We start from the raw sequence: 23,320 nt of genomic DNA on the forward strand, positions 1-23,320 counted from the left end.
CCCGAGGAAGGACTGACCTGCGTGAGCGCTCCTGCTCGCTACCCCTTCAGCGCGGTCGTCGGCATGGACGACCTGAAGCTCGCGCTGCTGATCAACGCCGTGTCCCCGGACGTCGGCGGCGTACTGGTCCGCGGTGAGAAAGGGACCGCCAAGTCGACCGTGGTGCGCGCCCTGGCGGCGCTGCTGCCCGACCTCGACGTCGTGCAGGGCTGCCGGTTCGGCTGCGACCCCGCCGCCCCCGACCCCGAGTGCCCCGACGGCCCGCACGCCGACTCCGCGGTGCCCGGCGAGCGCCCCGCGCGGCTCGTCGAACTGCCGGTGGGCGCCAGCGAGGACCGGCTGGTGGGCTCGCTGGACATCGAGCGGGCGCTGACGGAGGGCGTCAAGGCCTTCGAGCCCGGCCTGCTCGCCGAGGCGCACCGCGGCGTCCTCTACGTCGACGAGGTCAACCTGCTGCACGACCACCTCGTCGACCTGCTGCTGGACGCGGCGGCCATGGGCACCTCGCACGTTGAGCGCGAAGGCGTCTCGGTGCGCCACGCCGCGCATTTCCTGCTCGTGGGCACGATGAACCCCGAAGAGGGCGAGCTGCGGCCGCAGCTTTTGGACCGCTTCGGCCTGACCGTGGAGGTCGCCGCCACCCGCGACCCGCAGCTGCGCGCGGACGTGGTGCGCCGCAGGCTCGCGTTCGAGGCCGACCCCGAGGGCTTCGCCGCCGGCTACGCCCGGGACGAGGCCGAGCTCGCGGGCCGCATTCTGGCCGCCCGCAAGCGCCTGCCGGGCGTGGTGCTCACCGACGCCGCACTCCGGCAGGTCACGGCGGTCTGCGCGGCCTTCGACGTCGACGGCCTGCGCGCCGACATCGTCACCGCCCGCGCCGCCATGGCGCTGGCCGCCTGGCGCGACCACGGCGAGGTGGCACCCGAGGACGTGCGCGACGCCGCCCGCCTGGCGCTGCCGCACCGGCGCAGGCGCGACCCCTTCGACGCGCCCGACCTGGACGAGGACCGGCTGCAGGAGGCGCTGGACCAGGCGGGTGATGCGGACCCAAAAGACCCGGGTGAGCCGGACGGCGCCGGCGACGACACGGGCGGCGGTGGCGGCGGCGCCGAGGCGCAGGGCCCGGACCCCGGATCCTCGGCGGAGGAGCCCTCCGCGCAGCCGGGCGAGGGCGACGGCGACGGGCAGGGCCCGCAGGACTCCGGTCCCGACTCCGGCGAGGCGCCCGGCGGCGATGCCGGGGGCGCCCCCTCGGGTCCCCGGCCGGCGGGCTCCGGCGACGCCGACGGCGACCCCGGTGGCGAGCAGTCGCCGCCGCGGCCCCAGGATCCGGACCGGGGACCGCAGGCGGAGGCCGGCGAGACCTACCGGCCGCGCCTGTTCAGCCTCGACGGCGTAGGCGAGGGCGCGCCCGGCCGCCGCTCCCGGGCCGAAACGCCCTTCGGCCGCACCTCGGGCGCGCGCGTGCCCCGTTCGGCGGTGCGCGGTCTGCACCTGACCGCGACCCTGCGCGCGGCGGCGCCCTATCAGCGAGCCCGCGGCCGTAGGGGGCCGGGGCTCATCGTGCGCCCCGGCGACCTGCGCGAGTCCGTGCGCGAAGGCCGCGAGGGCAACCTCGTGCTGTTCTGCGTGGACGCCAGCGGCTCCATGGCCGCCCGGCAGCGGATGCGCGCCGTCAAGGGCGCTGTGCTGAGCCTGCTGCTGGACGCCTACCAGCGTCGCGACAAGGTCGGTCTGGTCACCTTCCGCGGCACCGGCGCCCAGGTGGAGCTGCCGCCGACCTCGTCGGTGGAGGCGGGCGCGCGCAGGCTGCGCGAGCTGCGCACCGGGGGGCGCACCCCCCTCGCGGCGGGGCTGGCGCGCGCGGCGGAGGTGCTGCGTGTGGAGCGGCTGCGCGACGCCGCCCGCCGGGCGCTGCTCGTGGTGGTGACCGACGGGCGCGCCACCCGCGGCGGGCTCGACGAGGCGCTGCGCGCCGGCGCGCGGATCGGCGCCCGGGGCGTGCACGGCATCGTCGTCGACTGCGAGTCGGGGCCGGTGCGCCTGGGCCTGGCCCAGCGGCTGGCCGCCGAGATGGGCGGCGAGTCGGTGCACCTGGAGGAGTTGGGCGCCGACGCGCTGAGCGGCCTGGTGCGCTCCAACCGGCGCGCCGCCTGAGTACCCGTCGGGCGAAGCGCGTCCGACGCGCCGCCCCGGACACCGGTCGTCCGCAGCCGCGCTCCGGCGGCGCCCGGACCCGCGGCCTCCGGCGTCCGAGAAACGCGAGAAGTCCGAGAACCGAGGGGAAGAGACCACGATGCCGCAGGGCAGACCCGCTTACGTGCCCGACGACGGACTGACCACGCGCCAGCGCCGCAACCGACCGCTGCTGATCGTGCACACCGGTCCCGGCAAGGGGAAGTCGACCGCCGCTTTCGGGCTGGCCACCCGCGGCTGGTCGCAGGGCTGGGACATCGGCGTCTTCCAGTTCGTCAAGTCGGCCAAGTGGCGCATCGGGGAGGAGCGCGCGCTGCGCGTCCTCGGCGAGTCCGGCGAGGGCGGCCGGGTCGACTGGAACAAGATGGGCGAGGGCTGGTCGTGGATCCAGCGGCAGGGCACCGAGGAGGACCACGCCGCCGACGCCGCGGAGGGCTGGGCCCAGATCAAGCGCGACCTTGCCGCCGAGACCTACCGCCTCTACGTGCTCGACGAGTTCACCTACCCCATGAAGTGGGGCTGGGTCGACGTCGAGGACGTGGTCGAGACGCTGGCGCAGCGCAGCGGCCACCAGCACGTGATCGTCACCGGCCGCGACGCCGACCCCCGGCTGCGGGAGGCGGCCGACCTCGTCACCGAGATGACCAAGGTCAAGCACCCCATGGACGCCGGCCAGAAGGGGCAGCGCGGCATCGAGTGGTGAGCTGACGCGGCTCCCGCCCGCCGCGCACCGGACGTTCCGCGCGCTTTTCGGACGTTTCCGCGAGGCGGCCGGGGAACCGGTGGTGGGCCCGCCTCCGCGCGGGCCGCCCTCGGCGGGGCCGGGCGGGACGCCGGTCCCGCCCGCCGGCGACGCAGACGAGGCGCCGCGGACGCGGCCGCGAACCGGGCTCCGGGAGGAGGCCTACGCGGCGCCGGCCGAGGGGATGTCGGGCCGTGGGCGGCCTGCCTCCACGAGGACGTTCGTCTGGACCGCCATCGGCACCTCTCAGCGTGGTCGGGCGCCTATCACGGCAGGCAGGCCGTGCTGACCGAGCTGCTCGGCCCTCTGCAGGCCCGGCTCGCGCCCGGTGCGCGGTCGCGCCGCACCGTTCCACAGCCGAGGGAGACCCGCGTGGTGGTCGAGGCCGCCGGCGCCGGCGACGCGACCGCGACCGGCCGCGTCTGCGAGAACGAGTACCGCCGGGTGTTCCGGATGAAGGGCGGGCACGGCGGTGCGGGTCGAGGAGTACGCCGACACCGAGCTGATGGCCGCGGTCCCGGGCGCTTCCGCACAGCCGCCGCCCGCATGAGCCTCCAGCCGCTCGGCCGAGCCGGCGTTGGGCTAGGCGGTGCCGTCCCGGCCCAGGTCGGCCGGGATGAGGCTGTAGACCGCCAGGTCGGCGCGGCCCTCGTGCAGCGGCATCGCGTTGCGCTCGGTGCCCTCGTAGGTGAACCCCGCCTTCGCGGCCACCCGCCGCGACGCGGTGTTGCCCGCGGCGGCCTTCAGCTCCACCCGCTCGAAGCGCTGGTCGAGCAGCGCCCACCGCGAGAGGGCCACCACCGCCTCGGTCGCCAGCCCGCGTCCCCGCGCCCACGGCCCCATCCAGTAGCCGACCTCGGTGGAGCTCGCGCGCCACATGGTCCGGGTCAGGCCCACCGAGCCGGCGTAGGCGCCGGTCTCGGCCTCCACGGCCGCCCACTGCTGGCCGTCACCGCTCACCCGCGCGTGCGGCGCGGACACCAGGCACCAGTCCTCGGCGTCGGCGCGGGTGTAGGCCTTTCCGGGACGCGGCATGGGCAGCCAGCGCTGCACCCCGGGGTCGCCCGCGCCGCGCAGGACGGCGTCGATGTCGTCGCCGGTGTGGGCCCGCAGCACGAGCCTCTCGGTGCGCAGCACCACCGACGGCATGAGCGGCGATTCGTCGGCGCCGGTCACTCGGCCACCCCCTCGGTGTCGGCACGCGCGGCCGCCAGGAACCGTTCGGCGATCGCGGGTTCGCCGGCCCAGTGCACGTGCAGGTAGGAAGCGCTGATGCTGCCAGAGCCGTAGCCCTCGCCGCCACCGGATTCCCACTGCCAGGCCGGCTGCGCGCCGGAGCGCGGATCGACCGCCGTGCGGTGGAACTCGTGGCCGCGCACGCGGGCGCCCCGGCGCGCGAGCACCGTGTCGCCGACCGCCACGGCCGAGCGGTAGCCCAGGGTGAGGGAGCCCGTCATCGCGGCGTCGGCGGGCAGCACGCCGCACATCGGCGCGCCGTCCAGGCTGCGGGAGAGGTAGAGCAGCCCGGCGCACTCGGCGGCCACGGGCGCACCGCGCGCGGCGAGGCCGGCCACGGCGCCGCGCAGCGCGGCGTTGGCCGACAGCTCGGCGGCGTGCACCTCGGGGAACCCGCCGCCGACGATGAGCGCATCGGTCCCCTCGGGCAGCGCCTCCTCGCGCAGCGGGTCGACGGTGTGCACCTCGGCGCCGCCGGCGCGCAGCAGCTCAGCCTGCTCGGTGTAGCCGAAGGTGAAGGCGGGACCGCCGAAGACGGCGATCCGCGGCGGGCGCGGCGGCGCCGGCCCTCGCGGCGGCCGCACCTGCGCCTGCGGGTCCCACGGCTCGTCCGCCAGCGCGGGGGCGGCGCGGGCGACGGCGCGCACCGCCTCCAAGTCGCAGGAGGCGGCCACCAGCTCGCCGAGCTCCCGTACGGCGCGGCGGGCCTCGTCGGCCCGCTCGGCGGCGGGGATCAGGCCGAGGTGGCGGGAGGGCGTGCGCACCTCCTCGCGGCGCCGGATCGCGCCCAGCACCGCGGTTCCCGCGTCTTCCAGCGCGGCGCGCAGGATGCGCTCGTGGCGCTCGGAGCCCACCCGGTTGAGGACCACCCCGGCGATGCGCACCCGCGGGTCGTAGGTGCAGAACCCGTGTACCAGCGCGGCGACGGAGCGCGCGGCGCGCGAGGCGTCGACCACCAGGACCACCGGTGCGCCCAGCAGCGCGGCCACGTGGGCGGTGGAGCCCGCGTCGCCCGGCCCGGCGAAGCCCGCGGAGTCGGCGGCGCCGTCGAACAGGCCCATCACGCCCTCGACGACGGCGATGTCGGCGCCCGCCGCACCGTGCAGGAACAGCGGCGCGACGCGCTCCTCGCCGCACAGCACCGGGTCGAGGTTGCGCGGGGGCCGCCCGGTGGCCACCGCGTGGTAGCCGGGGTCGATGTAGTCGGGGCCCACCTTGTGCCCGGAGACGCGCTCGCCGCGCGCCGCCAGCGCGGCCATGAGGCCGGTGGCGACGGTGGTCTTGCCGCTGCTCGACGACGGGGCCGCGATCACCACTCGCGGTAGCACGGGCACGCGCTTCCTCCTCCTCGCTTCGGCGACCGCCGGGACGGCGGCCACCAGGCACCACCGGGTGGCCATGCTAGGCCGTCGGCGGCCGCATCCGGCGGGCCGCCCCTGGTCGCGGCTTCTGCGCAGACCGGTCCCGGACGACGGGCGGCACAGGGCGCACCGATACGCTTGCCTCGGCCCCGCCGGTGCAGCCGCCGCAGCCGAGCGGCGCGGAGCGTCCGCGCGGCGGAGGGGCGCGCAACGCAGTCGACGAGGAAGCGGTGGTATGGGCACGCGCGGACGGCTGGTCGGGGTCGGAGTGGGGCCGGGCGACCCCGAGCTGGTGACGGTCAAGGCGGTGCGGCGCATGCGCGAGGCCGACGCCGTGATCGTCCCGGTACTGGCCGGCGACGAGCCCGGGCGCGCCGAGGCCACCGTGCGGGCCCACGTCGACGCCTCCCGCATCGAACGCGCCGTCTTCGCGCTCAACGACCGCCACGGCCTCAGCGACCGGCGGGTGCGCGCCTGGGACGCGGCGGCCCGCGCGGTCCTGCGGCACTTCGAGGAGGGCGAAACCACCGTGGCGTTCGCCACCATCGGCGACCCCAACGTCTACTCCACCTTCACCTACCTGGCGCAGACGGTGCGCGAGCTGGCTCCCGCCACCGAGGTGGAGACCGTGCCCGGTGTCACCGCCATGCAGGACCTGGCCGCGCGGTCGGGACGCGTGCTGGCCGAAGGATCCGAACCCCTCACCCTCCTGCCGGTCACCGGCGGCGCGGAGCGGCTGCGCTCGGCGCTGGACTCCGACGCCACCGTGGTCGCCTACAAGTTCGGCCGGTTCGCGCCGCAGGTCGCCGAGGCCGTACGCGAGGCGGGCCGCGGCGAGGACTCGGTGTACGGCGCCCGGCTCGGCCTGCCCGACGAGGAGATCGCCCCGCTGGACAAGCTGCAGAGCGCCGGCCTGCCCTACCTGTCCACCCTCATCGCGCCCGCGCGCCGCGAGGCCGGACGCGGCGGGAAGCTGTGACCCCCCTCCGGGGCGCGACCCGGCCGTCCCGGCGCGGGTCCGCGGCGCAGCCGGCGCCGCCCGCGCCCCCACCACGAGCCCCGACCCACGAGAGGTACGTGAACGACGGCATGGCCAGCCAGCACACCAGTGAGCACAGCAGCGGAGCCGCGAGTGGGACCGTCGTGTTCGTCGGCGCCGGTCCGGGCGCAGCGGACCTGCTCACCGTCCGCGCTGCCCGCGCCATCGCCGAGGCCGACGTGGTGATCTGGGCGGCCAGCCTGGTGCACGAGGACGTGCTCGAACACGCCGGTCCCGGCGCCGAGGTCGTCGACTCGGCCAAACTGCCGATGGAGGGCGTGCTGCCCTACTACCGCCGCGCCGCCGAGGAGGGCCTGCGCATCGCCCGCATCCACTCCGGCGACCCGGCGCTGTGGGGCGCCATGCAGGAGCAGGTGGAGGTCTGCGCGGAACTCGGGCTGGCGGTCGAGGTGATCCCGGGCGTGTCCGCGTTCAGCGCGGTCGCCGCCATCGCCCAGCGCGAGCTGACCGTCCCCGAGGTCGCCCAGTCGGTCATCCTGACCCGCCTGGGCGGCGGCAAGACCCCCATGCCCGAGGGCGAGGAGGTCCGCGAGTTCGCGCGGCACGGCACCACGATGGCGCTGTTCCTGTCGGCGGCGCGCTCGGGGCGGCTCCAGGAGGAGCTGATCGAGGGCGGCTACCCGCCCGAGACGCCCTGCGTCGTCGCCTACCAGGCCACCTGGCCCGAGGAGCTGGTGGTGCACTGCGAGCTGGGCGAGCTGGAGGCCACCGTCAAGGAGCACCGGCTGTGGAAGCACACCCTGGTGCTGGTGGGCCCCGCCCTCAGCGCGGGCGGTACCCGCTCGCACCTGTACCACCCGGGCCACTTCCACACCCACCGCCGCGCCGACCGCGAGGCGCGCCGCCGACTGCGCGAGGAGCGCCGGGGAGCATAGAGACGTGACCGAGAGTCCGCGGCGCCGGCGCGGCGCCGAAGCGCGGTCCGCGCCCGGCGGCCACGAGGAGCCGCAGCCGCGCGAGCCCGACCTACCGCGCACCATGAAGGTGCGGCAGAAGGCGCTGCGCACCGGCTGGACCACGGGGACGTGCGCGTCGGCGGCCGCCAAGGCGGCCGCGTCGGCGCTGGCCACCGGCGAGCCGGTCGAGGTCGTCGAGGTGGCGCTGCCCTCGGGGCGGCGGGTGACCTTCGCGACCGAGCGCTGCGGGCTGACCGCGCCGGACCGGGCCGAGGCGGTGGTGGTCAAGGACGCCGGCGACGACCCCGACGTCACCGACGGCGCCCACGTCACCGCGACGGTCACCCGGTGCGGCGAGCCCGGCGTCGAGCTGGACGGCGGCGTGGGGGTCGGCGTCGTCACCCGGCCCGGCCTGGGGCTGGACCTGGGCGGCCCCGCCATCAACCCGGTGCCGGCGCAGATGATCGAGCAGGCCGTGGGCGAGGTCGGCGACGCCGCCGGAGCGGGCCTGCGCGTGGTCATCAGCGTCCCCGAGGGCGAGAGGATGGCGCGCAAGACCACCAACGCCCGCCTGGGCATCATCGGCGGGATCTCCATCCTGGGCACCACGGGCGTGGTGCGGCCGTTCTCCACGGCGTCCTGGCGCGCCAGCGTCGAGCAGGCCGTGTCGGTGATGGCCGCCCAGGGCGAGGACACCCTCGTGCTGTGCACCGGCGGGCGTACCGAGAAGGGCGCCATGCTGCGCCACCCCGGCCTGCCGCAGGTGTGCTTCGTCGAGGTCGGCGACTTCACCGGTGCGGCGCTGCGCCGCGCGGTGGAGTACGGGCTGGCGCGCGTGTCCTTCGTCGGGATGGCGGGCAAGCTGACCAAGCTGGCCTCCGGCGTGCTGATGACCCACTACACCCGGTCCAAGGTCTCCACCGAGCTGCTCGGGGACGTCACCCGCCGCGTCGGCGGGGGAGAGGACGTGGCCGCCGAGGTCGACGCCGCCAACACCGGACGCCACGCCTACGAGATCTGGGAGCGGGCCGGCCTGCTGGAGGCCGCCGGGACCGAGCTGTGCCGCCGCGTCGCCGGAGTCCTCACCCGGTTCACCGAGGGAGCCCTGGAGGTGGACGTCGCGATGGTCGACTTCACCGGTCAGCACGTGGTCGCCGCCGCCCCGGAGGACGCATGACCGGCCGCGACGCCGACAGCACCCGCTCGGTGCGGGCGGAGGCGGCATCGGCCGGAGCCGACGGGGGCGAGGGGGTCGCGATCCGGCGGGCGAGCGCCGGCGACCTCGCGGCGGTGGTCGCGCTGCTGGCCGACGACGTGCGCGGCGCCGATCGGGAGACGCCCGGCGACCTCGCCCCCTACCGCGAGGCCTTCGCCCGGATCGACGCCGACCCCTGGACGCTGGTGGCCGTGGCGGTACGCGGCGGGGCCGCGGTCGGTACGCTCCAGCTGACCTACCTGCCCGGCCTGTCCCACCGCGGCGCGACGCGCGCGCAGATCGAGGCGGTGCGGGTGGCCGCGGGCGAACGCGGCCGAGGGCTGGGCGGCCGCATGGTCTCCTGGGCCGTCGAGCAGGCGCGCACCCGCGGATGCCGGATGGTGCAGCTGACCTCGGACGCCGCCCGCGCCGACGCCCACCGCTTCTACACCCGGCTCGGATTCGCCGCCTCGCACGTCGGCTTCAAGCTCGCGCTGGAGGACCCGCGCGCATGATCACCGTCATCGGACTGGACGGCGGGCCCCTGCCGCGGCGGGCCGCCGACGCGCTGGCGGCGGCGGTGTGCGTGGCCGGAGCCCCGCGCCATCTGGACGCCGTCGCCGGCGGCATCGGGGACGGCGCCGAACGGGTGCCCATCGGCGACCTGCGCGCGGCCACGGACGCGGTGCTGGCCGCGCGCGGACCCGCCGCCGTGCTGGCTTCGGGCGACCCCGGCTTCTTCGGCGTGCTGCGCAGCCTGCGCGCCCGCGGCGCCGACCCCGAGGTGGTGCCCGCCGTGTCGTCGGTGGCCGCCGCATTCGCGCGCATCGGCCTGCCGTGGGACGACGCCGTCGTGGTGTCGGCACACGGCCGCGGCGACTCCGGACGCGGCGTGCGGCGGGCGCTCGCCGCCGCGCTCGCCCACCCCAAGGCCGCCGTGCTCACCGCCCCCGGCAGCGCGGGCCCCGAGGCGTTCCTGCCCGAACTGCTGCGCGCCGGCCGCGAGGTCCACGTCGCCCAGCGGCTCGGGTCGCCCGGCGAGGAGGTCGTGCGCATCGCCGCCGGCGACCCGGCACCCGAGCGCAGCTGGGCCGCGCCCAACGTCGTCCTGTCCGTGGCCCCCGAGCGCGCACTCGCTCCCGCCATGGCCTGGCTGCCCGGCCACCAGGGCGCGCCGGCGGAGTGGGCCCTGCCCTGCGACGCCTTCGAGCACCGCGCCTCCCTGATCACCAAACCCGAGGTGCGCGCGGTCGCGCTGGCCCGGCTGGCGCCCCGGCCCGGCACCGTCGTGTGGGACGTCGGCGCCGGAAGCGGGTCGGTCGCCGTGGAGTCCGCCAGGTTCGGGGCCCGCGCCGTCGCCTTCGAACGCAACGCCGCCGACTGCGACCGCATCCGCGCCAACGCGCGCGCCCACGGGGTAGCGGTCGAGGTGCACCCAGGCGAGGCCGCCGCGAACCTGGACGGCGCCGCAGCGCGGCTGGCCCCCGACGCGGCGTTCGTCGGCGGGGGAGACGACGCGGTCGCGGCCGCGGTCCTGGCCCACCGCCCTCGGCGGGTCGTCGCCGCCCTGGCCTCGCTCGACCGCATCCGCCCGCTGCACGATTTGCTCACCGCCGCCGGCTACACGGCCGACGGAACCCAGCTGCAGGCCTCCGGACTGGCGGGCCTGCCCAACGGCTCCCTGCGGCTGGCCGCAGCCAACCCGGTGACCCTCCTGTGGGGCGTACGCACGGACGCGACCTGAGACGCGCCCCCACTCCGCTCCACCGATGCACCCGACCGGAAAGGCCCAGATGACCGACAGCGGCGCCATCGGCGTCATCGCCGTGACCGAGCGCGGCCGCACCGCGGCCGACCGCCTGCAGGCGGTCTGGCCCGACCGGGTCCGCACGTTCACCGAAAACCGCGCGGGCGAGCAGCTGCGCAGCGCCTTCGCCGACTGCGGCGCAGTAGTGGCCTTCCTGGCCGTCGGCGCCACGGTGCGCGCCCTGGCACCGGTCCTCGGCGACAAGCACACCGACCCGCCGGTGGTCTGCGTCGACGAGGCGCTGCAGCACGCGGTCGCGGTGCTGGGCGGCCACCACGGCGGCAACGCGCTGGCCGTGGAGGTCGCCGGCGTGCTGGGCTGCCGGCCGGTCGTCACCACCGCCAGCGACGCCGCCTCTGCCGCACCGCTCGACTCCTACGGGGCCGACCTGGGCTTGACCGTTGCCGACACCGCACCGCTGGCGCCCGCCGGCGCCGCCCTGCTCTCGGGCCGGCCCGTGCGCCTGGAGTTCGACGGCGACCGGGTCTGGCCGCTGCCACCGCTTCCGCCCAACGCCTCGACGGCAACACCGCGGGAGTCGGCGGAGGCGCTGCTGCGCGTCAGCGACCGCGCCGCGGCTCCGGAGGCCGCTCCGGCGGTGCCGACCGTCGTCTACCGCCCGCCGTCGCTGGTGGTGGGGGTCGGCTCGGCGCGCGGCGCCGCCGCCGAGGAGGTCGGGGCACTCGTCGACCGCACCCTGGCCGAGGCGGGCCTGTCCGCGCGGTCGGTGCGCGCCCTCGCCACCGTCGACGCCAAGGCCGACGAGGAGGGCATCCTGCGGGCGGCCGCCGAACGCGGCTGGCCGGTGCGGGTCCTACCCGCCTCCGAGCTGGCCGGGGTCGACGTACCCAATCCCAGCGAGGTGGTGCGCGCCGAGGTCGGCACCCCCAGCGTCGCCGAGGCCGCCGCGCTGCGCGCGGCCGGTGAGGACGGGGCCTCCGCCGCGCTCGTGGCGGACAAGCGGAAGTCCGAAAACGCCACCGCGGCCGTCGCGCGGCTGCGGCCCCGCGGCCGCCTCGCGCTGGTCGGCCTGGGACCGGGCGCCCGCGACCTGGCGGCACCGCGCGCGCTCGCCGAACTGCACCGGGCCTCGGTCGTCGTGGGGCTGGACCAGTATCTCGACCAGGTGCGCGACCTGCTGCGGCCGGGCACCCGCGTGGTGGCCAGCGGCCTCGGACAGGAGGAGGAGCGCGCACGTACCGCGGTGGCCGAGGCGCAGGCGGGGGCGGCCGTGGCGCTGATCGGCTCGGGCGACGCCGGGGTCTACGCCATGGCCAGTCCCGCGCTCGACTTCGCCGGCGCGGACATCGACGTGGTGGGCGTGCCGGGCATTACCGCCGCCGTCGCCGCGGCGCACCGGCTCGGCGCCCCGCTGGGCCACGACCACGCCTACATCTCGCTGTCGGACCTGCACACGCCGTGGGAGGCCATCGAGCGCCGCGTGCGCGCGGCCGCCGAGGGCGACTTCACCGTGTGCTTCTACAACCCGCGCAGCCGCCGCCGCGACTGGCAGCTGCCCGAGGCGCTGCGCCTCCTCGCCGGGCACCGTCCGCCGCACACGCCCGTGGGCTACGTGCGCAACGCGGCCCGCGACGATGAGCACGCAGCGGTGACGACCCTGGCGGCGATGCTGGACGGCGAGGTCGAGGCGGTGGACATGTACACGGTGGTCCTGGTGGGCAGCTCCGCCAGCCGCACCGTCGCCGGCCGCTTCGTCACCCCGCGCGGCTACACCTGGCGCGGATGAGGCACAGCGCAGAGGGCACGCTAGGTCCAGATGCGGCAGTATGGGCGGATTGTCTGTTTCAGGGGGAGTGAACGGAACCAGCGCTGCCGTACCATAACCCTGCAGGTCACCCAGTCTGCTCCCCGCACGCGCGGGGATGGTCCCTTCGAGCCCAGCGGGTTGTAGGTGACCCGGTTCTGCTCCCCGCACGCGCGGGGATGGTCCCAGCAATGGAAGCACCCCCTATCGGCCAGTTCCCTGCTCCCCGCACGCGCGGGGATGGTCCCCGCTTGAGCCGGTCGGGGCGCCGCACGGTGAACTGCTCCCCGCACGCGCGGGGATGGGTCCTCGCCCCTCCATCGGCCGGGGTCAGCGGCTCGGTGGGCTGCCGCTGAGGCACTGGGGGGTTGTGCGTTATCCCGCGGCCTCGTCGAGGAGCCGCTGGGCCTCCTCCGGGGTGGCCGGGCCGGGGGTACCGGGCGGCAGCAGGCCCGCGGCGCGCAGGGCCCGGCCCGCGGCGGGTGCCCAGGGCGGCCGCAGCCGCGCGGCCGCGAGCAGGGCGGGATCGGCCAGGATCTCGCGGGCCTGTCCCGAGGCGAGTCGGCCGCGGTCCAGCAGCAGCACGGTGTCGGCCCACCGCCAGGCCAGGTCCACGTCGTGGGTGGAGACCACCAGCGTGGTACCCGCGGCACGCAGCCCCTCCAGCGTCTGCACCAGCGACTCCACGCCTTCGGGGTCCAGCCCCGCGGTGGGCTCGTCGAGCACCAGCACCGAAGGCCGCATCGCCAGCGCACCCGCCAGTACCACCCGCTTGCGCTGGCCGTAGGAGAGCAGGTGGGTGGGCTGCTCGGCCAGGTCGGTGATCTCCAGCGCCTCCAGGGCCCAAGTCACCCGCTCGCGCGCGGCGGCCGTGTCCAGGCCCAGATTGAGCGGGCCGAAGGACACGTCCTGGGTGACGCTGGCGGAGAACAGCTGGTCGTCGGGGTCCTGGAAGACCAGCTGGACGCTGCGCCGCAGCTCGGCGAGCGCGCGGCGGCCGCGGCGCACGGGCTCGCCGCCCAGGCGGATCTCGCCTTCGTCGGGCGTGAGGCTGCCCGACAGCAGCCGCAGGAGCGTCGTCTTGCCGCCCCCGTTGGGCCCGAGCACGCCCACGACCTCGCCGGGGGCGATGTGCACGTCGAGTCCGGCGAACACCGGAGCGGAGTCGGGGTAGCCGAAGGAGAGCCCCAGACCGGCGAGAGCGGCGGGCGGGGCGGCGGTGGCGTCGCCGCCGGAAGCGGTGGTCACGGGCCTGCTCCAATGAAGACGTAGGCGGCGGTCGCCGCGGCGACCAGCAGCGGCGGCAGCGCGGCGGCGATCAGCGCGGCGGGCCGCAGGGGCAGTTCGTCGACCAGCACCGTCAGCTCTCCGGTGTAGCCGCGGCACTCCAGGCCGCGCTGCATGCGCTGCGCGCGGTGGAAGGTGCGTACGAACAGTGCGGCGCCCAGCGACCCGACCGAGCGCACCCAGGCGCGCCGGTCGACGTAGCCCAGTCGGCCCGCCTGGGCGGTCTGCACGCGCCGGGCGCTGTCCAGCGTCACGAACAGCATGCGGTAGATCAGCGCCACCACCTCCACCAGCGCTGAGGGCAGCCCGATGCGCGTCAGCCGCGGCAGCAGGTCGGCCAGCGGGGTCGTGAAGGCGAACAGCAGTTGGCAGCACACCGCGGCGGCGGCGCGCCCGGTGATCTCGGCGGCCCGGGCCGGGCCCTCGGGGTCGAGCGCGACGGCGCCCTGCGCTCCGCCGACCGTCACCAGCAGCGCCAGTGACCCGGTCAGGATGAACAGCAGCGGCCCCCAGGCCGCGCGGGCGAAGGCGCGCGGCGACACCCGCGCCGGCCCGAAGGCCGCGGCCAGGGCGACCGCGGCCACCAGCGGCGCGGCGGGCCACGTGGGCAGCGCCAGCGCGCACACCAGCAGGCCGCCGAACAGCAGGCCCTTGGCGGCGGGATGCACCCGCCGCCACGGACTGGTGTAGGCGGCGGCGTCGATCGCCAGCACGCGCGGCTACCGCTCCGCGGAGCCGGAGTCCGCCTCGGCGGTGTCGGCAGCCGCGTCCGCGGACCGCTCGGCGGTCTCGGTGCGCGGGGCGTCCGGCGGCGCCGCCCGGCCTCCCGCGAGCCTGCTGCGCGTGCGGACGACGCCGAAGTAGTAGCCGATGATCCCGGCGCCGATCGCGGCCTGCAGGGCGAAGATGCCCGACTCGATCTCGGAGGAGGGAGGCTCGTAGATCGAGGTGAACCACGGCTCGTAGCCGCGGTCGATGTCGGTCACGGCGCTTTTGGCCTGCGCGTCCGCTCCGGCGAAGGGCTCCTCCAAGTGGCTGCCGGCCCCGATGAGCAGGGGCAGCACGGCGATCAGCGCGGCGGCGGCGATCAGCAGCCAGGTGGTCGCGGTCCTCGGCATCTCTCAGCCCGCCTTCTTCTCGGTCGCTTCGGTCGCGTCGGCGGAGGGCGCCGGGGCGGCGGGCCGCGTCAGTACTCCCAGCCGGCGCAGCTGGTCGGGGCTGACTCGGCACAGCAGCCGCACGAGCACCACGGTGACCAGGCCCTCGATCACGGCCAGCGGGACCTGGGTCACCGAGAAGATACCGGCGAACGTCGCGAACGAGCCGGGGAACCCGGATGCGGGGTCGGGGAAGGCCAGGGCCAGCTGGACGCTGGTCATGGTGTAGGTGGCCAGGCTGCCCAGCGCGGCGGCGCAGAACACGGCCGCGCCCAGCGAGGTCTGCTCGCCGGCGGAGGCGGTGACCGCGCGGACGAGCCGGTAGGCGCCGTAGGCCGCCCACGGCCCCACCACCGCCATGGAGAAGACGTTGGCTCCGAGGGTGGTCAGCCCGCCGTGCGCCAGCAGCAGCGCCTGGAACAGCAGGGTTATCGTGCCCAGCGCGGCCATGACGGGCGGGCGGAACAGCACCGCGCCCAGGCCGGCACCGGTGGGGTGGGAGCAGCTTCCGCTGACCGACGGGATCTTCAGCGCCGACAGCACGAAGCAGAACGCACCGGCGGCGCCGACGAGCAGCTTGGCATCGGGGTCGGCACGGACGGCCTGCGTGAGCGACCGGACACCGTGCGCGACGAACGGGGCCGCGGCGGCGGTCCAGGCAGCGGCGTGCTGCCAGGGCAAATAGCCTTCAGCGATATGCATCTCGGGGGACCCAACTTCCAGCACCTCGTGGACGGTCGTCGCGCCGTGGCCGGTCTCCTGGCTGACGGGTCGCCGCCCTCCGCCGGCCTTCCCAGAAGCAGCGTCGCTGGTGCTCCCAGTGGCCTGCGCCGACGTGCCGCGAACGGCGGTCGGGGCATTGGACTTCCCGCTCACAGTGGCGAGGGCCGCGCCGGTTTCAAACCGGACTTCCCGAACACCACGGCCCATCGAACGTACGGCCCGAGCGGCGGATCCGCAATAGGAGGACATCCCGTGGGCGCTGCCGCGGTCCTGCCCGAAACCCCGTGTACGCTGGGCCTGCGCCGCGCCTGAGGGGCCACCGGGACGCCGCGGTGGCACTGGTCTCAGCGCCGGCGCCGCACGGAAGGAGCGCCTTGCCCGACCCCGCCGAGCCCACCGCTCCGGTGGCTGTGACATCGTCGTGCACGGCCTGCGGAGCCTGCCTGCTGACCTGTCCGGAGCACGCGCTCCGACCGCAGGGCGGGCGCCTGGCCGTACTGGGCGACCGGTGCACGGGCTGCCTGGAGTGCGTGGAGATCTGCCCGGCCGACGCGATCGCCGTCCTGGATGAGTGACCGCGCCGGTAGAGCAGGAGCAAGGGGGAGGAGACGACCGTGGAGCGGCGGGTGCACCCGATCGAGACCGAGTCCTTCGCCATCCTGCGCTCCCGGGTCGACCTGGGGCCCATGCCGCCGCTCAGCCGCGCCGTGGCCGAGCGGGTCATCCACTCCAGCGCCGACCTGGACTACGCCGCCGACCTGGTGATCGACGACGCCGCGGTCGAGAAGGCCGCCCGGCTGCTGGACGAGGGCGCACCGGTGGTGACCGACGTCGCGATGGTCGCCGCGGGCATCACCGCCCGCGACTGCGTGTGCCGCATCTCCGACCCGCGCGCCGAGCGCCTGGCGCGCACAGCCGGGATCACCCGCTCGGCGGCGGCCGTGCGCACCGCCTACTCCGACGTCGGCCCCGGCGCCGTCTGGGTGGTGGGCTGCGCCCCCACCGCGCTGACCGAGATCGTCGCCCGCCAGGTCGAGCCCGCGCTGGTCATCGGCCTGCCCGTGGGTTTCGTGGGCGCCGCGGAGTCCAAGGCCGAACTGCGCGCGAGCGGACTGCCGCAGGTGAGCAACGTCTCGGAGAAGGGCGGATCGGCGGTCGCCGCTGCGGCGCTGAACGCTCTGCTGTACGGTCCCGTACCCGTACCCGAGTGAGCCGGGCACCGTCGGCGGCGCGCCGCGAGGCGCGCGCCGGCACGGCCCGCTGAACGAGGAGTCAGAGAGGAGGAGCCGGCCACCGCGAACAGGCGGCGGCAGCGGCGCCGCACGGCGCCGGGCCGACCGCGCCGCGCAGCGGCGGACCCCGCGGGTCCGGGCCCCTGCGCATCCGAGCACACCGCCGTCGCAACGCGGCTCTCCCCCAACCCGACAAGTCGGACAGCGCTGCCTGAAGGCGTGTCCGAAACACCCCACTCACCGGTTAGGAATCGGATGCAACCCCCTTTGCTGCTGGTCGGACACGGAACCCGCGACGACAAGGGCGTGGCGGACTTCGAGGCGTTCGTCGAGCGCCTGGGCCGCCGCTTCACCGACCGCGAGGTCGCCGGGGGCTTCATCGAACTCTCGCCGCCCCCGCTCACCGAGGCCGTCGGCGACCTCTACGGCAAGGGCCACCAGCGGGTGGTCGCCCTGCCGATGATGCTGGTGGCCGCCGGCCACGCCAAGGGCGACATCCCCGGCGCGCTCGCTCGCGAGAAGGAGCGCCACTCCGGGTTCGACTACGCCTACGGGCGCCCGCTCGGCCCCCACCCCACGGTGCTTCGGCTGCTCGCCGAGCGCCTGGAGGAGGTCCTCGACACCGCGCCGTCCGACGAAGGCGAGGACGCGGGCGACGAGGGCGCCGGAGCCCGGACCACCGCCGTGCTGCTCGTGGGCCGAGGCTCGACCGACCCCGACGCCAACGCCGAGGTGTGCAAGGTCGCGCGCCTGCTGCAGGAGGGCCACGCGGCCGCGCGGGGCGTGGACTTCGTCGAGCCCGCGTTCATCTCGCTGGCCTGGCCCAGCGTCCCCGAAGGCCTGGAGCGCATCCGCCGGCTCGGCGCCCGGCGCATCGTGGTGCTGCCCTACTTCCTGTTCTCCGGCGTGCTGCCCGACCGGGTGGCCGACCAGACCATGGAGTTCGCCGGCGAGCACCCCGACCTCGACGTCCGCTGCGCGCAGGTCGTCGGCGACTGCGACGGGCTGGCCGACGTCATCGCCGAGCGCTACGACGAGGCCCGCGCGGGCGACATCCGGATGAACTGCGACACCTGCGTCTACCGCATCGCGCTGCCCGGCTTCGAGGAGAAGGTCGGCGCCGCGCAGACCCCCCACCACCACCCCGACGATCCCGCGCACGGCCACGGCCACGGGCACGGCCATGGGCACTGAGGCGCCCGACCGCGCCGCCGCCGAGGGCGGCCCCGGCCTGCGCCACCACGGCGACGCCGAGACGGGCCCCGGCCTCCTCGACTTCGCGGTCAACGTGCGCGCGGGCGCCCCGCCGGACTGGCTGGCCGAGCGGATCGCGGCGTCGCTGTCCGGCGTCGCCGCCTACCCCGATCCCGCGCCGGCCCGTGCGGCGGTGGCCCGCCGCCACGGCCGCGACCCGGCCGAGGTGCTGCTGACCGCCGGAGCGGCCGAGGCCTTCGTGCTGCTCGCCCGCGTCCTGCGGCCGTGCCGGGCGGTCGTGGTCCATCCCCAGTTCACCGAGCCCGAAGCGGCCCTGCGCGCGGCCGGCCACCCCGTCGAGCGGGTCGTGCTGCCGGCGCCGCGCTTCGAGCTGGACCCGGAGCTCGTTCCCGAGGAGGCCGACCTGGTCATGGTGGGCAACCCCACCAACCCCACGTCGGTGCTGCACCCGGCCGCCGCGCTGGAGCGCCTGGCCCGGCCGGGCCGCGTCCTCGTGGTGGACGAGGCCTTCGCCGACTGCGTCCCCGGTGAGGCGGAGTCGCTGGCCGGGCGCACCGGGGTTCCGGGGCTCGTGGTGGTGCGCAGCCTCACCAAGACCTGGGGCCTGGCCGGGCTGCGCGCCGGCTACGTGCTCGCCGAGCCCTCCACCGTCGATCTGCTGGCCGGAGCCCAGCCGCTGTGGTCGGTCTCCACCCCCGCGCTCGCGGCGGCCGCCGCCTGCTGCGAGCCCCGCGCCCTGGCCGAGGCCGAGGAATGGGCGCGGTGGCTGACGGGCAGGCGCGCGGAGCTGGCCGCGGACCTGGAAGCCACCGGGCTCCACGTCACTCCCGCCGCAGCCGCCTCCTTCCTGCTGGTCAGGGCGGCCGACGGGCGGTCGCTGCGGCACCGGCTGCGGGAGTCGGGCATCGCCGTACGCCGCGGCGACACCTTCCCCGGGCTGGGACCCGACTGGCTGCGGGTGGCGGTGCGCGACCGGGATACGTCGCTCCGGCTGACACGGACTCTGGCAGAGTTGCGATGAGATCGCTGCGAGGCGGCGGGTGCCCGCGCGGCGTTGTGAGGATTGCGATGCGTGTGTCCAGTGCTGACGACCGCCGGCGTCCCGTGCCGCCGGCCCGTCCTGGGGGGACGACATGACCGGTGAGGACCGGCGCCGCGGCGCCGAGGACAACCCCGAGTCCGAGCGGGGGTGGAAGGGGCTGCTCGACGACCTGCCCGAGACCGGGCGCGGCTCCGGGACCGCGCCCTCGCGGGAGCCGGAGTCCGGCGCGCGCACCGGGCAGCAGCGCCCCAACCCCTTCCACGCCCCGGTCGACCGGCGGCGCGGCGGTGGATCCGGCGGCGCGCGCACGCCTTATGAGCGCCCGAACGTGATCCCCTTCCGCGGCGCCGGCCAGGACCGCGACGCCGAGGAGGAGCAGAACCGCGTCCAGGACGCGGCCCCCGAGCGGGCCCCCGGGCGGGATCGCGGCTCCCAGCGGGACGCCGGCACCGCGCATGAGGAGGACCGCGAGCGCGAGGGCGCGGCCGCCGCACCGCAGGCACGCCACGCCCAGCGCAGCGAACCCCGCGAGCCCGCCAGCGGGCAGCCGCCTTCCCCGGAGCCGCAGCGCAGACCGGGGGGCGACGCTCCGCCCGCCGCGCCGCCCGCGCACTCCCCCGAACCAGAGCCCGCCCGCGAGCGGGAACGCACCGCCGGCCGGCGGCCCCCGGCCCCGATGGCACCGCAGTACCCGCCGCCCTCCCGGACCCCCGCGCCAGGACCCGCCGCCCGCGGCGCTCCGCCGGCGCAGCCCGAGCGCGCGGCGCCCCGGCCTGAAACACCCGAGGCGCCCGAGCGCGCGGCGCCCAGCGAGGGTGCCGCCGAAGACGGACCACCGACCCCGAACGAAGTTGACTCACCTGTGAACGCACACGCCGCAGCCTCCTACCCGGAGCACCCCGACGACCCGGACGGCGAGCGCGCCGAGGCCCCCGCGGCCGGCGCGCGACAGCAGCGACAGCAGGCGCAGGAGCAGGCGCCCGCCCCCGGGCACGCGCCCGCCCGCAGCAGAGGCGAACCCGACGCCCACGCCTACGGCGAGACCGAGCGCGACGCGGTCTACCGCGCCATCCGCGAGCGCCGCGACGTGCGCATGGGCTTCCGCCTCGACCCCGTCCCCGACGAGGTCCTGGAGCGCGTCCTCGACGCCGCCCACCGCGCGCCGTCGGTCGGCTACTCCCAGCCGTGGGACTTCATCGTCGTGCAGGACGAGGACGTGCGCTCGCGCGTGCAGAAGCTGGTGCAGGCGCAGCGCGAGTCCTACGCCCGCGCCCTGCCCGGCGCCCGCGCCCGCGCGTTCTCCGGGCTCAAGGTCGAGGCCGTCCTCGACACCCCCGTCAACATCGTTGTCACCGTCGACCCCACCCGCGGCGGCCGCCACACCCTGGGCCGGCACTCCCAGCCGCAGACCGCCGCCTACTCCACCGCCCTGGCCGTGGAGAACCTCTGGCTGGCCGCGCGCGCCGAGGGCCTGGGCGTGGGCTGGGTCAGCTTCTTCGAGGAGCGCGAGCTCGCCGCGTCGCTGGACCTGCCGCCCCATCTGGAGGTCGTGGCCTACCTGTGCGTCGGCTACGTCGAGGACTTCCCGCCCGAACCGGAGCTTGCGATGGGCGGTTGGGCGCGGGGGCGCCCGCTGCACTGGGCGGTGCACCGGGAGCACTACGGCCGCCGCGGCCTGCCGGGCCAGGCGGCAACGAGCCTGTTGGAGGAGACCATCGCGGCCATCGGCCCTCTGAACCAGCGTGCCGTCAACGACGCCGAGGAACGCCAGGCGGCCATGACCAAGCCGCCCGGCTCGCTCGGCGTGCTGGAGGAGGTCTCGATCCGGCTGGCGGGACTCGCCGGGGAGTGTCCGCCGCCGATACCCGAACCCGCCGCCGTGGCGGTCTTCGCCGGCGACCACGGCGTGCACGCCCAGGGTGTGACCTCCTGGCCCCAGGAGGTCACCGCGCAGATGGTGCACAACTTCCTCGGCGACGGCGCCGTGGTCAACGCGTTCGCCGAGCAGGTGGGCGCCGAGGTGACCATCGTCGACGTGGGTGTGGCCTCGGACCTGCCCGCGGTGCCGGGACTGCTGCCGCGCAAGGTCGCCCGCGGCACCTCCGACTTCACCCGGGGCCCGGCGATGAGCCGCACCCAGGCGGACTACGCCATCGAGGCCGGCATCGAGGTCGCCCGCGACCTGGTCTCCGCGGGCAACCGCTGCCTGGTCACCGGCGACATGGGCATCGCCAACACCACCCCCTCGGCCGCGCTCGTCTCGGTGTTCACCGGGACCGACCCCGCCGAGGTCACCGGCCGCGGCACCGGAGCCGACGACGCCGCGCTGGAGCGCAAGATCGAGGTGGTACGGCGCGGGCTCGCCGCCAACGAGACCGACCCCGAAGACCCCGTCGGCGTGCTGGCGGCCGTGGGCGGCCTGGAGCACGCCGCGCTGGCCGGGTTCATCCTCGGCGCCGCAGCGATGCGCGTGCCGGTCCTGCTCGACGGGGTGATCGCCGGTGCCGCGGCCCTGGCGGCGGCCAAGCTGGAACCGCTTGCCCTCAACGCCTGCTTCGCCGGGCACCGCTCCACCGAGCCCGGTCACGCCGCGGTGCTCTCCCACATCGGGCTGCGCCCGCTGGTCGACCTGGAGATGCGGCTGGGCGAGGGATCGGGCGCCCTGCTGGCGCTGCCGATCCTGCAGGGCTCGGCCCGCGCGCTGCGCAACGTCGCGACCTTCGGCTCCGCGGGAGTCTCGGAACGCGGTTAGCGCCAACGGGGCATGCGGCCCGTGCGGTGCGGCGGAGGAACCCCCGCACCCCACGGGCCCGCGCCCCCCTCGCAGCGGGAGAGGCCGGCAGCGCGGACCGCGCGGCCGAACGGTGATCCACCGGACACGGCCGCACCCGTGCGCGCGTATTAGAGTGAACAACGGCACAGGATGCGCCGGTTGCCGCAATCAAAGCGTGACCCCCGTTTGACACAGTGAACGGCGGGGATCATGCGCTGCCGCCCGCGATCCGCGACACGGCGCGGGCACCGGCGGGCCCCACGGGGGCTGAAGTGCACGGCGCGATGTGGAGGCAGCCTCGGTGACCTATCTTCTCGGCCTGCGGATGGACGGACGCGACGCCCTCGTCGTGGGCGGCGGCCGCGTCGCCCAGCGGCGCGTGCCCGTTCTGCTGGAGTCGGGAGCCCGGGTCACGCTGGTGGCGCCCGAGGCCACCGCGACCCTGGAGGACCTCGCCGACGCCGGGCGCATCACCTGGCACCGGCGCGGGTTCCGCTCGGGCGACGTCGCGGGGGGCGAGCTGGGCGGCTTCTGGCTGGTGCACGCGGCAACCGACTCCGCCCGGACCAATGCCGCGGTCGCCGCCGAAGCCGAGGCCGAGCGGGTGTGGTGCGTGCGCGCCGACGACCGCCACGCGTCGGCCGCCTGGACCCCCGCCAGCGGCGGCGCGGCCGGCGTCACCGTCGGCGTGGTGGCCAACGGCGACCCCCGCCGCGCGGCGGGGCTGCGCGACGCCGTCGTCGAGGGCCTCGCCGACGGCTCGCTGGACGCCCGGCGCGGCCGCGAGCGCCACCGGGGAGTCGCCCTGGTGGGCGGCGGTCCCGGCGACCCCGGCCTGATCACCGTGCGCGGACGCCAGCTGCTCGCCCAGGCCGACGTGGTGGTGGTCGACCGGCTCGCCCCCACCTCGCTGCTGGAGTCGCTTCCCGCCGACGTGGAGATCGTCGACGCGGCCAAGATCCCCTACGGGCGGTCGATGACCCAGGACGACATCAACGACACCCTCGTCCGACACGCCCGTGCCGGAAGGTTCGTCGTCCGCCTCAAGGGCGGCGACCCCTTCCTCTTCGGGCGCGGCGGCGAAGAGGCGCTGGCATGCGCGCGGGCGGGGCTGCCCGTCACCGTCGTCCCCGGTATCACCAGCGCACTCGCCGCTCCCGCCGGCGCCGGCATCCCCGTCACCCACCGCGGCGTCGCCCAGGACGTCCACGTGGTCTCCGGCCATGTGCCGCCGGGCGACCCGCGGTCCACCGTCGACTGGCCCGCGCTGGCCCGCGCAGGCGGTACCGTCGTTGCCCTGATGGCCGTCGAGCGGATCGAGGCCATCGCCGCCGCCCTGATGGAGCACGGGCGGGCGCCCCAGACCCCGGTGGCGCTCGTTCAGGAGGCCACGATGCCGACCCAGCGCACCGTCCGGGCCACACTCGCCACCGTCGGGCGCGCTGTGCGCGAATCCGAGGTGCGCCCGCCGTCCGTGATCGTCATCGGAGAAGTGGTCGACGTGGCCGGTGAACTTGACATACTGCACATGGGGCGCGCTGAGTCGGGGCCCGGCGGCGCCTCCGCCGATACCGCCGGCGGCGACCCACCCGAGGGGAATCGCATCTTGTGACCGCGACGACCGATGAGGAGG

Annotated in this window: 20 protein-coding genes and 1 riboswitch; of the genes, 14 read left to right on the forward strand and 6 right to left on the reverse strand. The window is 76.3% G+C overall.

Annotated elements, in window-relative coordinates; translation table 11 throughout:
• The first annotated feature begins 21 nt into the window (after positions 1-21).
• Both ABD284_RS19500 and cobO read left to right on the forward strand, forming a co-directional pair.
• A complete protein-coding gene (locus tag ABD284_RS19500; protein WP_344145518.1) occupies positions 22-2,157 on the forward strand; it encodes a putative cobaltochelatase in 2,136 nt (711 codons plus the stop codon).
• 139 nt (positions 2,158-2,296) lie between these two features.
• Positions 2,297-2,899, forward strand: a complete 603-nt coding sequence (gene cobO, locus ABD284_RS19505) for a cob(I)yrinic acid a,c-diamide adenosyltransferase (RefSeq protein WP_344145520.1) — start codon at positions 2,297-2,299, stop codon at positions 2,897-2,899.
• Between the two features lie 621 nt (positions 2,900-3,520).
• Here cobO and ABD284_RS19510 read toward each other — a convergent pair.
• A complete protein-coding gene (locus ABD284_RS19510; protein ID WP_386699601.1) occupies positions 3,521-4,114 on the reverse strand; it encodes a GNAT family N-acetyltransferase in 594 nt (197 codons plus the stop codon).
• A complete protein-coding gene (locus ABD284_RS19515; protein ID WP_344145637.1) occupies positions 4,111-5,490 on the reverse strand; it encodes a cobyrinic acid a,c-diamide synthase CobB in 1,380 nt (459 codons plus the stop codon). Before ABD284_RS19515 ends, ABD284_RS19510 begins: the two co-directional genes overlap by 4 nt.
• 280 nt (positions 5,491-5,770) lie before the next feature.
• Here ABD284_RS19515 and cobI point away from each other — a divergent pair, with 280 nt between their 5' ends.
• From cobI to cobJ, 6 genes are all read left to right on the forward strand, one after another.
• Positions 5,771-6,514, forward strand: a complete 744-nt coding sequence (cobI, locus tag ABD284_RS19520) for a precorrin-2 C(20)-methyltransferase (RefSeq protein WP_344145522.1) — start codon at positions 5,771-5,773, stop codon at positions 6,512-6,514.
• A 98-nt stretch (positions 6,515-6,612) separates the two neighbouring features.
• Entirely contained in the window at positions 6,613-7,470 is an 858-nt protein-coding gene (gene cobM, locus ABD284_RS19525; protein ID WP_344145524.1) for a precorrin-4 C(11)-methyltransferase, read from the forward strand.
• Between the two features lie 4 nt (positions 7,471-7,474).
• A complete protein-coding gene (locus ABD284_RS19530) occupies positions 7,475-8,668 on the forward strand; it encodes a cobalt-precorrin-5B (C(1))-methyltransferase (RefSeq protein WP_344145526.1) in 1,194 nt (397 codons plus the stop codon).
• A complete protein-coding gene (locus ABD284_RS19535) occupies positions 8,665-9,201 on the forward strand; it encodes a GNAT family N-acetyltransferase (protein ID WP_344145528.1) in 537 nt (178 codons plus the stop codon). Before ABD284_RS19530 ends, ABD284_RS19535 begins: the two co-directional genes overlap by 4 nt.
• Complete coding sequence (cbiE, locus tag ABD284_RS19540) at positions 9,198-10,430, forward strand: precorrin-6y C5,15-methyltransferase (decarboxylating) subunit CbiE (RefSeq protein WP_344145530.1); 1,233 nt, start codon at positions 9,198-9,200, stop codon at positions 10,428-10,430. Before ABD284_RS19535 ends, cbiE begins: the two co-directional genes overlap by 4 nt.
• A gap of 25 nt (positions 10,431-10,455) precedes the next feature.
• Positions 10,456-12,240, forward strand: a complete 1,785-nt coding sequence (gene cobJ / locus ABD284_RS19545; RefSeq protein ID WP_344145532.1) for a precorrin-3B C(17)-methyltransferase — start codon at positions 10,456-10,458, stop codon at positions 12,238-12,240.
• Positions 12,241-12,633: 393 nt separating this feature from the next.
• Here the strand turns inward: cobJ and ABD284_RS19550 are convergent, their stop codons facing one another.
• From ABD284_RS19550 to ABD284_RS19565, 4 genes are read right to left on the reverse strand one after another with little or no spacing between them, the layout of a single operon-like run.
• Positions 12,634-13,506, reverse strand: coding sequence for an energy-coupling factor ABC transporter ATP-binding protein (locus ABD284_RS19550; RefSeq protein ID WP_344145534.1), 873 nt, complete (start codon positions 13,504-13,506; stop codon positions 12,634-12,636).
• Entirely contained in the window at positions 13,503-14,258 is a 756-nt protein-coding gene (gene cbiQ, locus ABD284_RS19555; protein WP_344145536.1) for a cobalt ECF transporter T component CbiQ, read from the reverse strand. The genes ABD284_RS19550 and cbiQ overlap by 4 nt, the downstream gene beginning before the upstream one ends.
• 6 nt (positions 14,259-14,264) lie before the next feature.
• Positions 14,265-14,663, reverse strand: a complete 399-nt coding sequence (locus tag ABD284_RS19560; protein ID WP_344145538.1) for an energy-coupling factor ABC transporter substrate-binding protein — start codon at positions 14,661-14,663, stop codon at positions 14,265-14,267.
• Positions 14,664-14,666: 3 nt separating this feature from the next.
• Positions 14,667-15,404: an energy-coupling factor ABC transporter permease gene (locus ABD284_RS19565; protein ID WP_344145540.1), complete on the reverse strand. Its 738-nt coding sequence runs from the start codon at positions 15,402-15,404 to the stop codon at positions 14,667-14,669.
• Positions 15,405-15,434: 30 nt separating this feature from the next.
• A riboswitch (cobalamin riboswitch) is annotated at positions 15,435-15,641 on the reverse strand.
• Positions 15,642-15,799: 158 nt separating this feature from the next.
• Here ABD284_RS19565 and ABD284_RS19570 point away from each other — a divergent pair.
• The 6 genes from ABD284_RS19570 (at position 15,800) to cobA (ending at position 23,299) form a co-directional block, all read left to right on the forward strand.
• A complete protein-coding gene (locus ABD284_RS19570) occupies positions 15,800-16,000 on the forward strand; it encodes a 4Fe-4S binding protein (RefSeq protein ID WP_344145542.1) in 201 nt (66 codons plus the stop codon).
• A gap of 39 nt (positions 16,001-16,039) precedes the next feature.
• Complete coding sequence (locus ABD284_RS19575) at positions 16,040-16,636, forward strand: precorrin-8X methylmutase (RefSeq protein ID WP_344145544.1); 597 nt, start codon at positions 16,040-16,042, stop codon at positions 16,634-16,636.
• Positions 16,637-16,912: 276 nt separating this feature from the next.
• Positions 16,913-17,851 carry a sirohydrochlorin chelatase gene (locus ABD284_RS19580; protein ID WP_344145546.1) on the forward strand — a complete coding sequence of 313 codons (939 nt, stop codon included), beginning with the start codon at positions 16,913-16,915 and terminating at the stop codon, positions 17,849-17,851.
• Entirely contained in the window at positions 17,841-18,893 is a 1,053-nt protein-coding gene (gene cobC / locus ABD284_RS19585; protein WP_344145548.1) for an Rv2231c family histidinol phosphate aminotransferase CobC, read from the forward strand. Before ABD284_RS19580 ends, cobC begins: the two co-directional genes overlap by 11 nt.
• A 112-nt stretch (positions 18,894-19,005) precedes the next feature.
• On the forward strand, positions 19,006-21,666 hold the full coding sequence (gene cobT / locus ABD284_RS19590) for a nicotinate-nucleotide--dimethylbenzimidazole phosphoribosyltransferase (protein ID WP_344145550.1): 2,661 nt from the start codon (positions 19,006-19,008) through the stop codon (positions 21,664-21,666).
• A 322-nt stretch (positions 21,667-21,988) separates the two neighbouring features.
• Complete coding sequence (gene cobA / locus ABD284_RS19595; RefSeq protein ID WP_344145552.1) at positions 21,989-23,299, forward strand: uroporphyrinogen-III C-methyltransferase; 1,311 nt, start codon at positions 21,989-21,991, stop codon at positions 23,297-23,299.
• Positions 23,300-23,320: the final 21 nt, after the last annotated feature.

Source organism: Streptomonospora arabica, from assembly GCF_039531585.1.
GTDB lineage: Bacteria > Actinomycetota > Actinomycetes > Streptosporangiales > Streptosporangiaceae > Streptomonospora > Streptomonospora halophila.

Coding starts and splice junctions, on each gene's coding strand:
- cobO (WP_344145520.1), top strand. CDS start 2,297: ATGCCGCAGGGCAGACCCGCTTACGTGCCCGACGACGGACTGACCACG.
- cobI (WP_344145522.1), top strand. CDS start 5,771: ATGGGCACGCGCGGACGGCTGGTCGGGGTCGGAGTGGGGCCGGGCGAC.
- ABD284_RS19535 (WP_344145528.1), top strand. CDS start 8,665: ATGACCGGCCGCGACGCCGACAGCACCCGCTCGGTGCGGGCGGAGGCG.
- cbiE (WP_344145530.1), top strand. CDS start 9,198: ATGATCACCGTCATCGGACTGGACGGCGGGCCCCTGCCGCGGCGGGCC.
- cobJ (WP_344145532.1), top strand. CDS start 10,456: ATGCACCCGACCGGAAAGGCCCAGATGACCGACAGCGGCGCCATCGGC.
- ABD284_RS19560 (WP_344145538.1), bottom strand. CDS start 14,663: ATGCCGAGGACCGCGACCACCTGGCTGCTGATCGCCGCCGCCGCGCTG.
- ABD284_RS19565 (WP_344145540.1), bottom strand. CDS start 15,404: ATGCATATCGCTGAAGGCTATTTGCCCTGGCAGCACGCCGCTGCCTGG.
- ABD284_RS19580 (WP_344145546.1), top strand. CDS start 16,913: ATGCAACCCCCTTTGCTGCTGGTCGGACACGGAACCCGCGACGACAAG.
- cobC (WP_344145548.1), top strand. CDS start 17,841: ATGGGCACTGAGGCGCCCGACCGCGCCGCCGCCGAGGGCGGCCCCGGC.
- cobT (WP_344145550.1), top strand. CDS start 19,006: ATGACCGGTGAGGACCGGCGCCGCGGCGCCGAGGACAACCCCGAGTCC.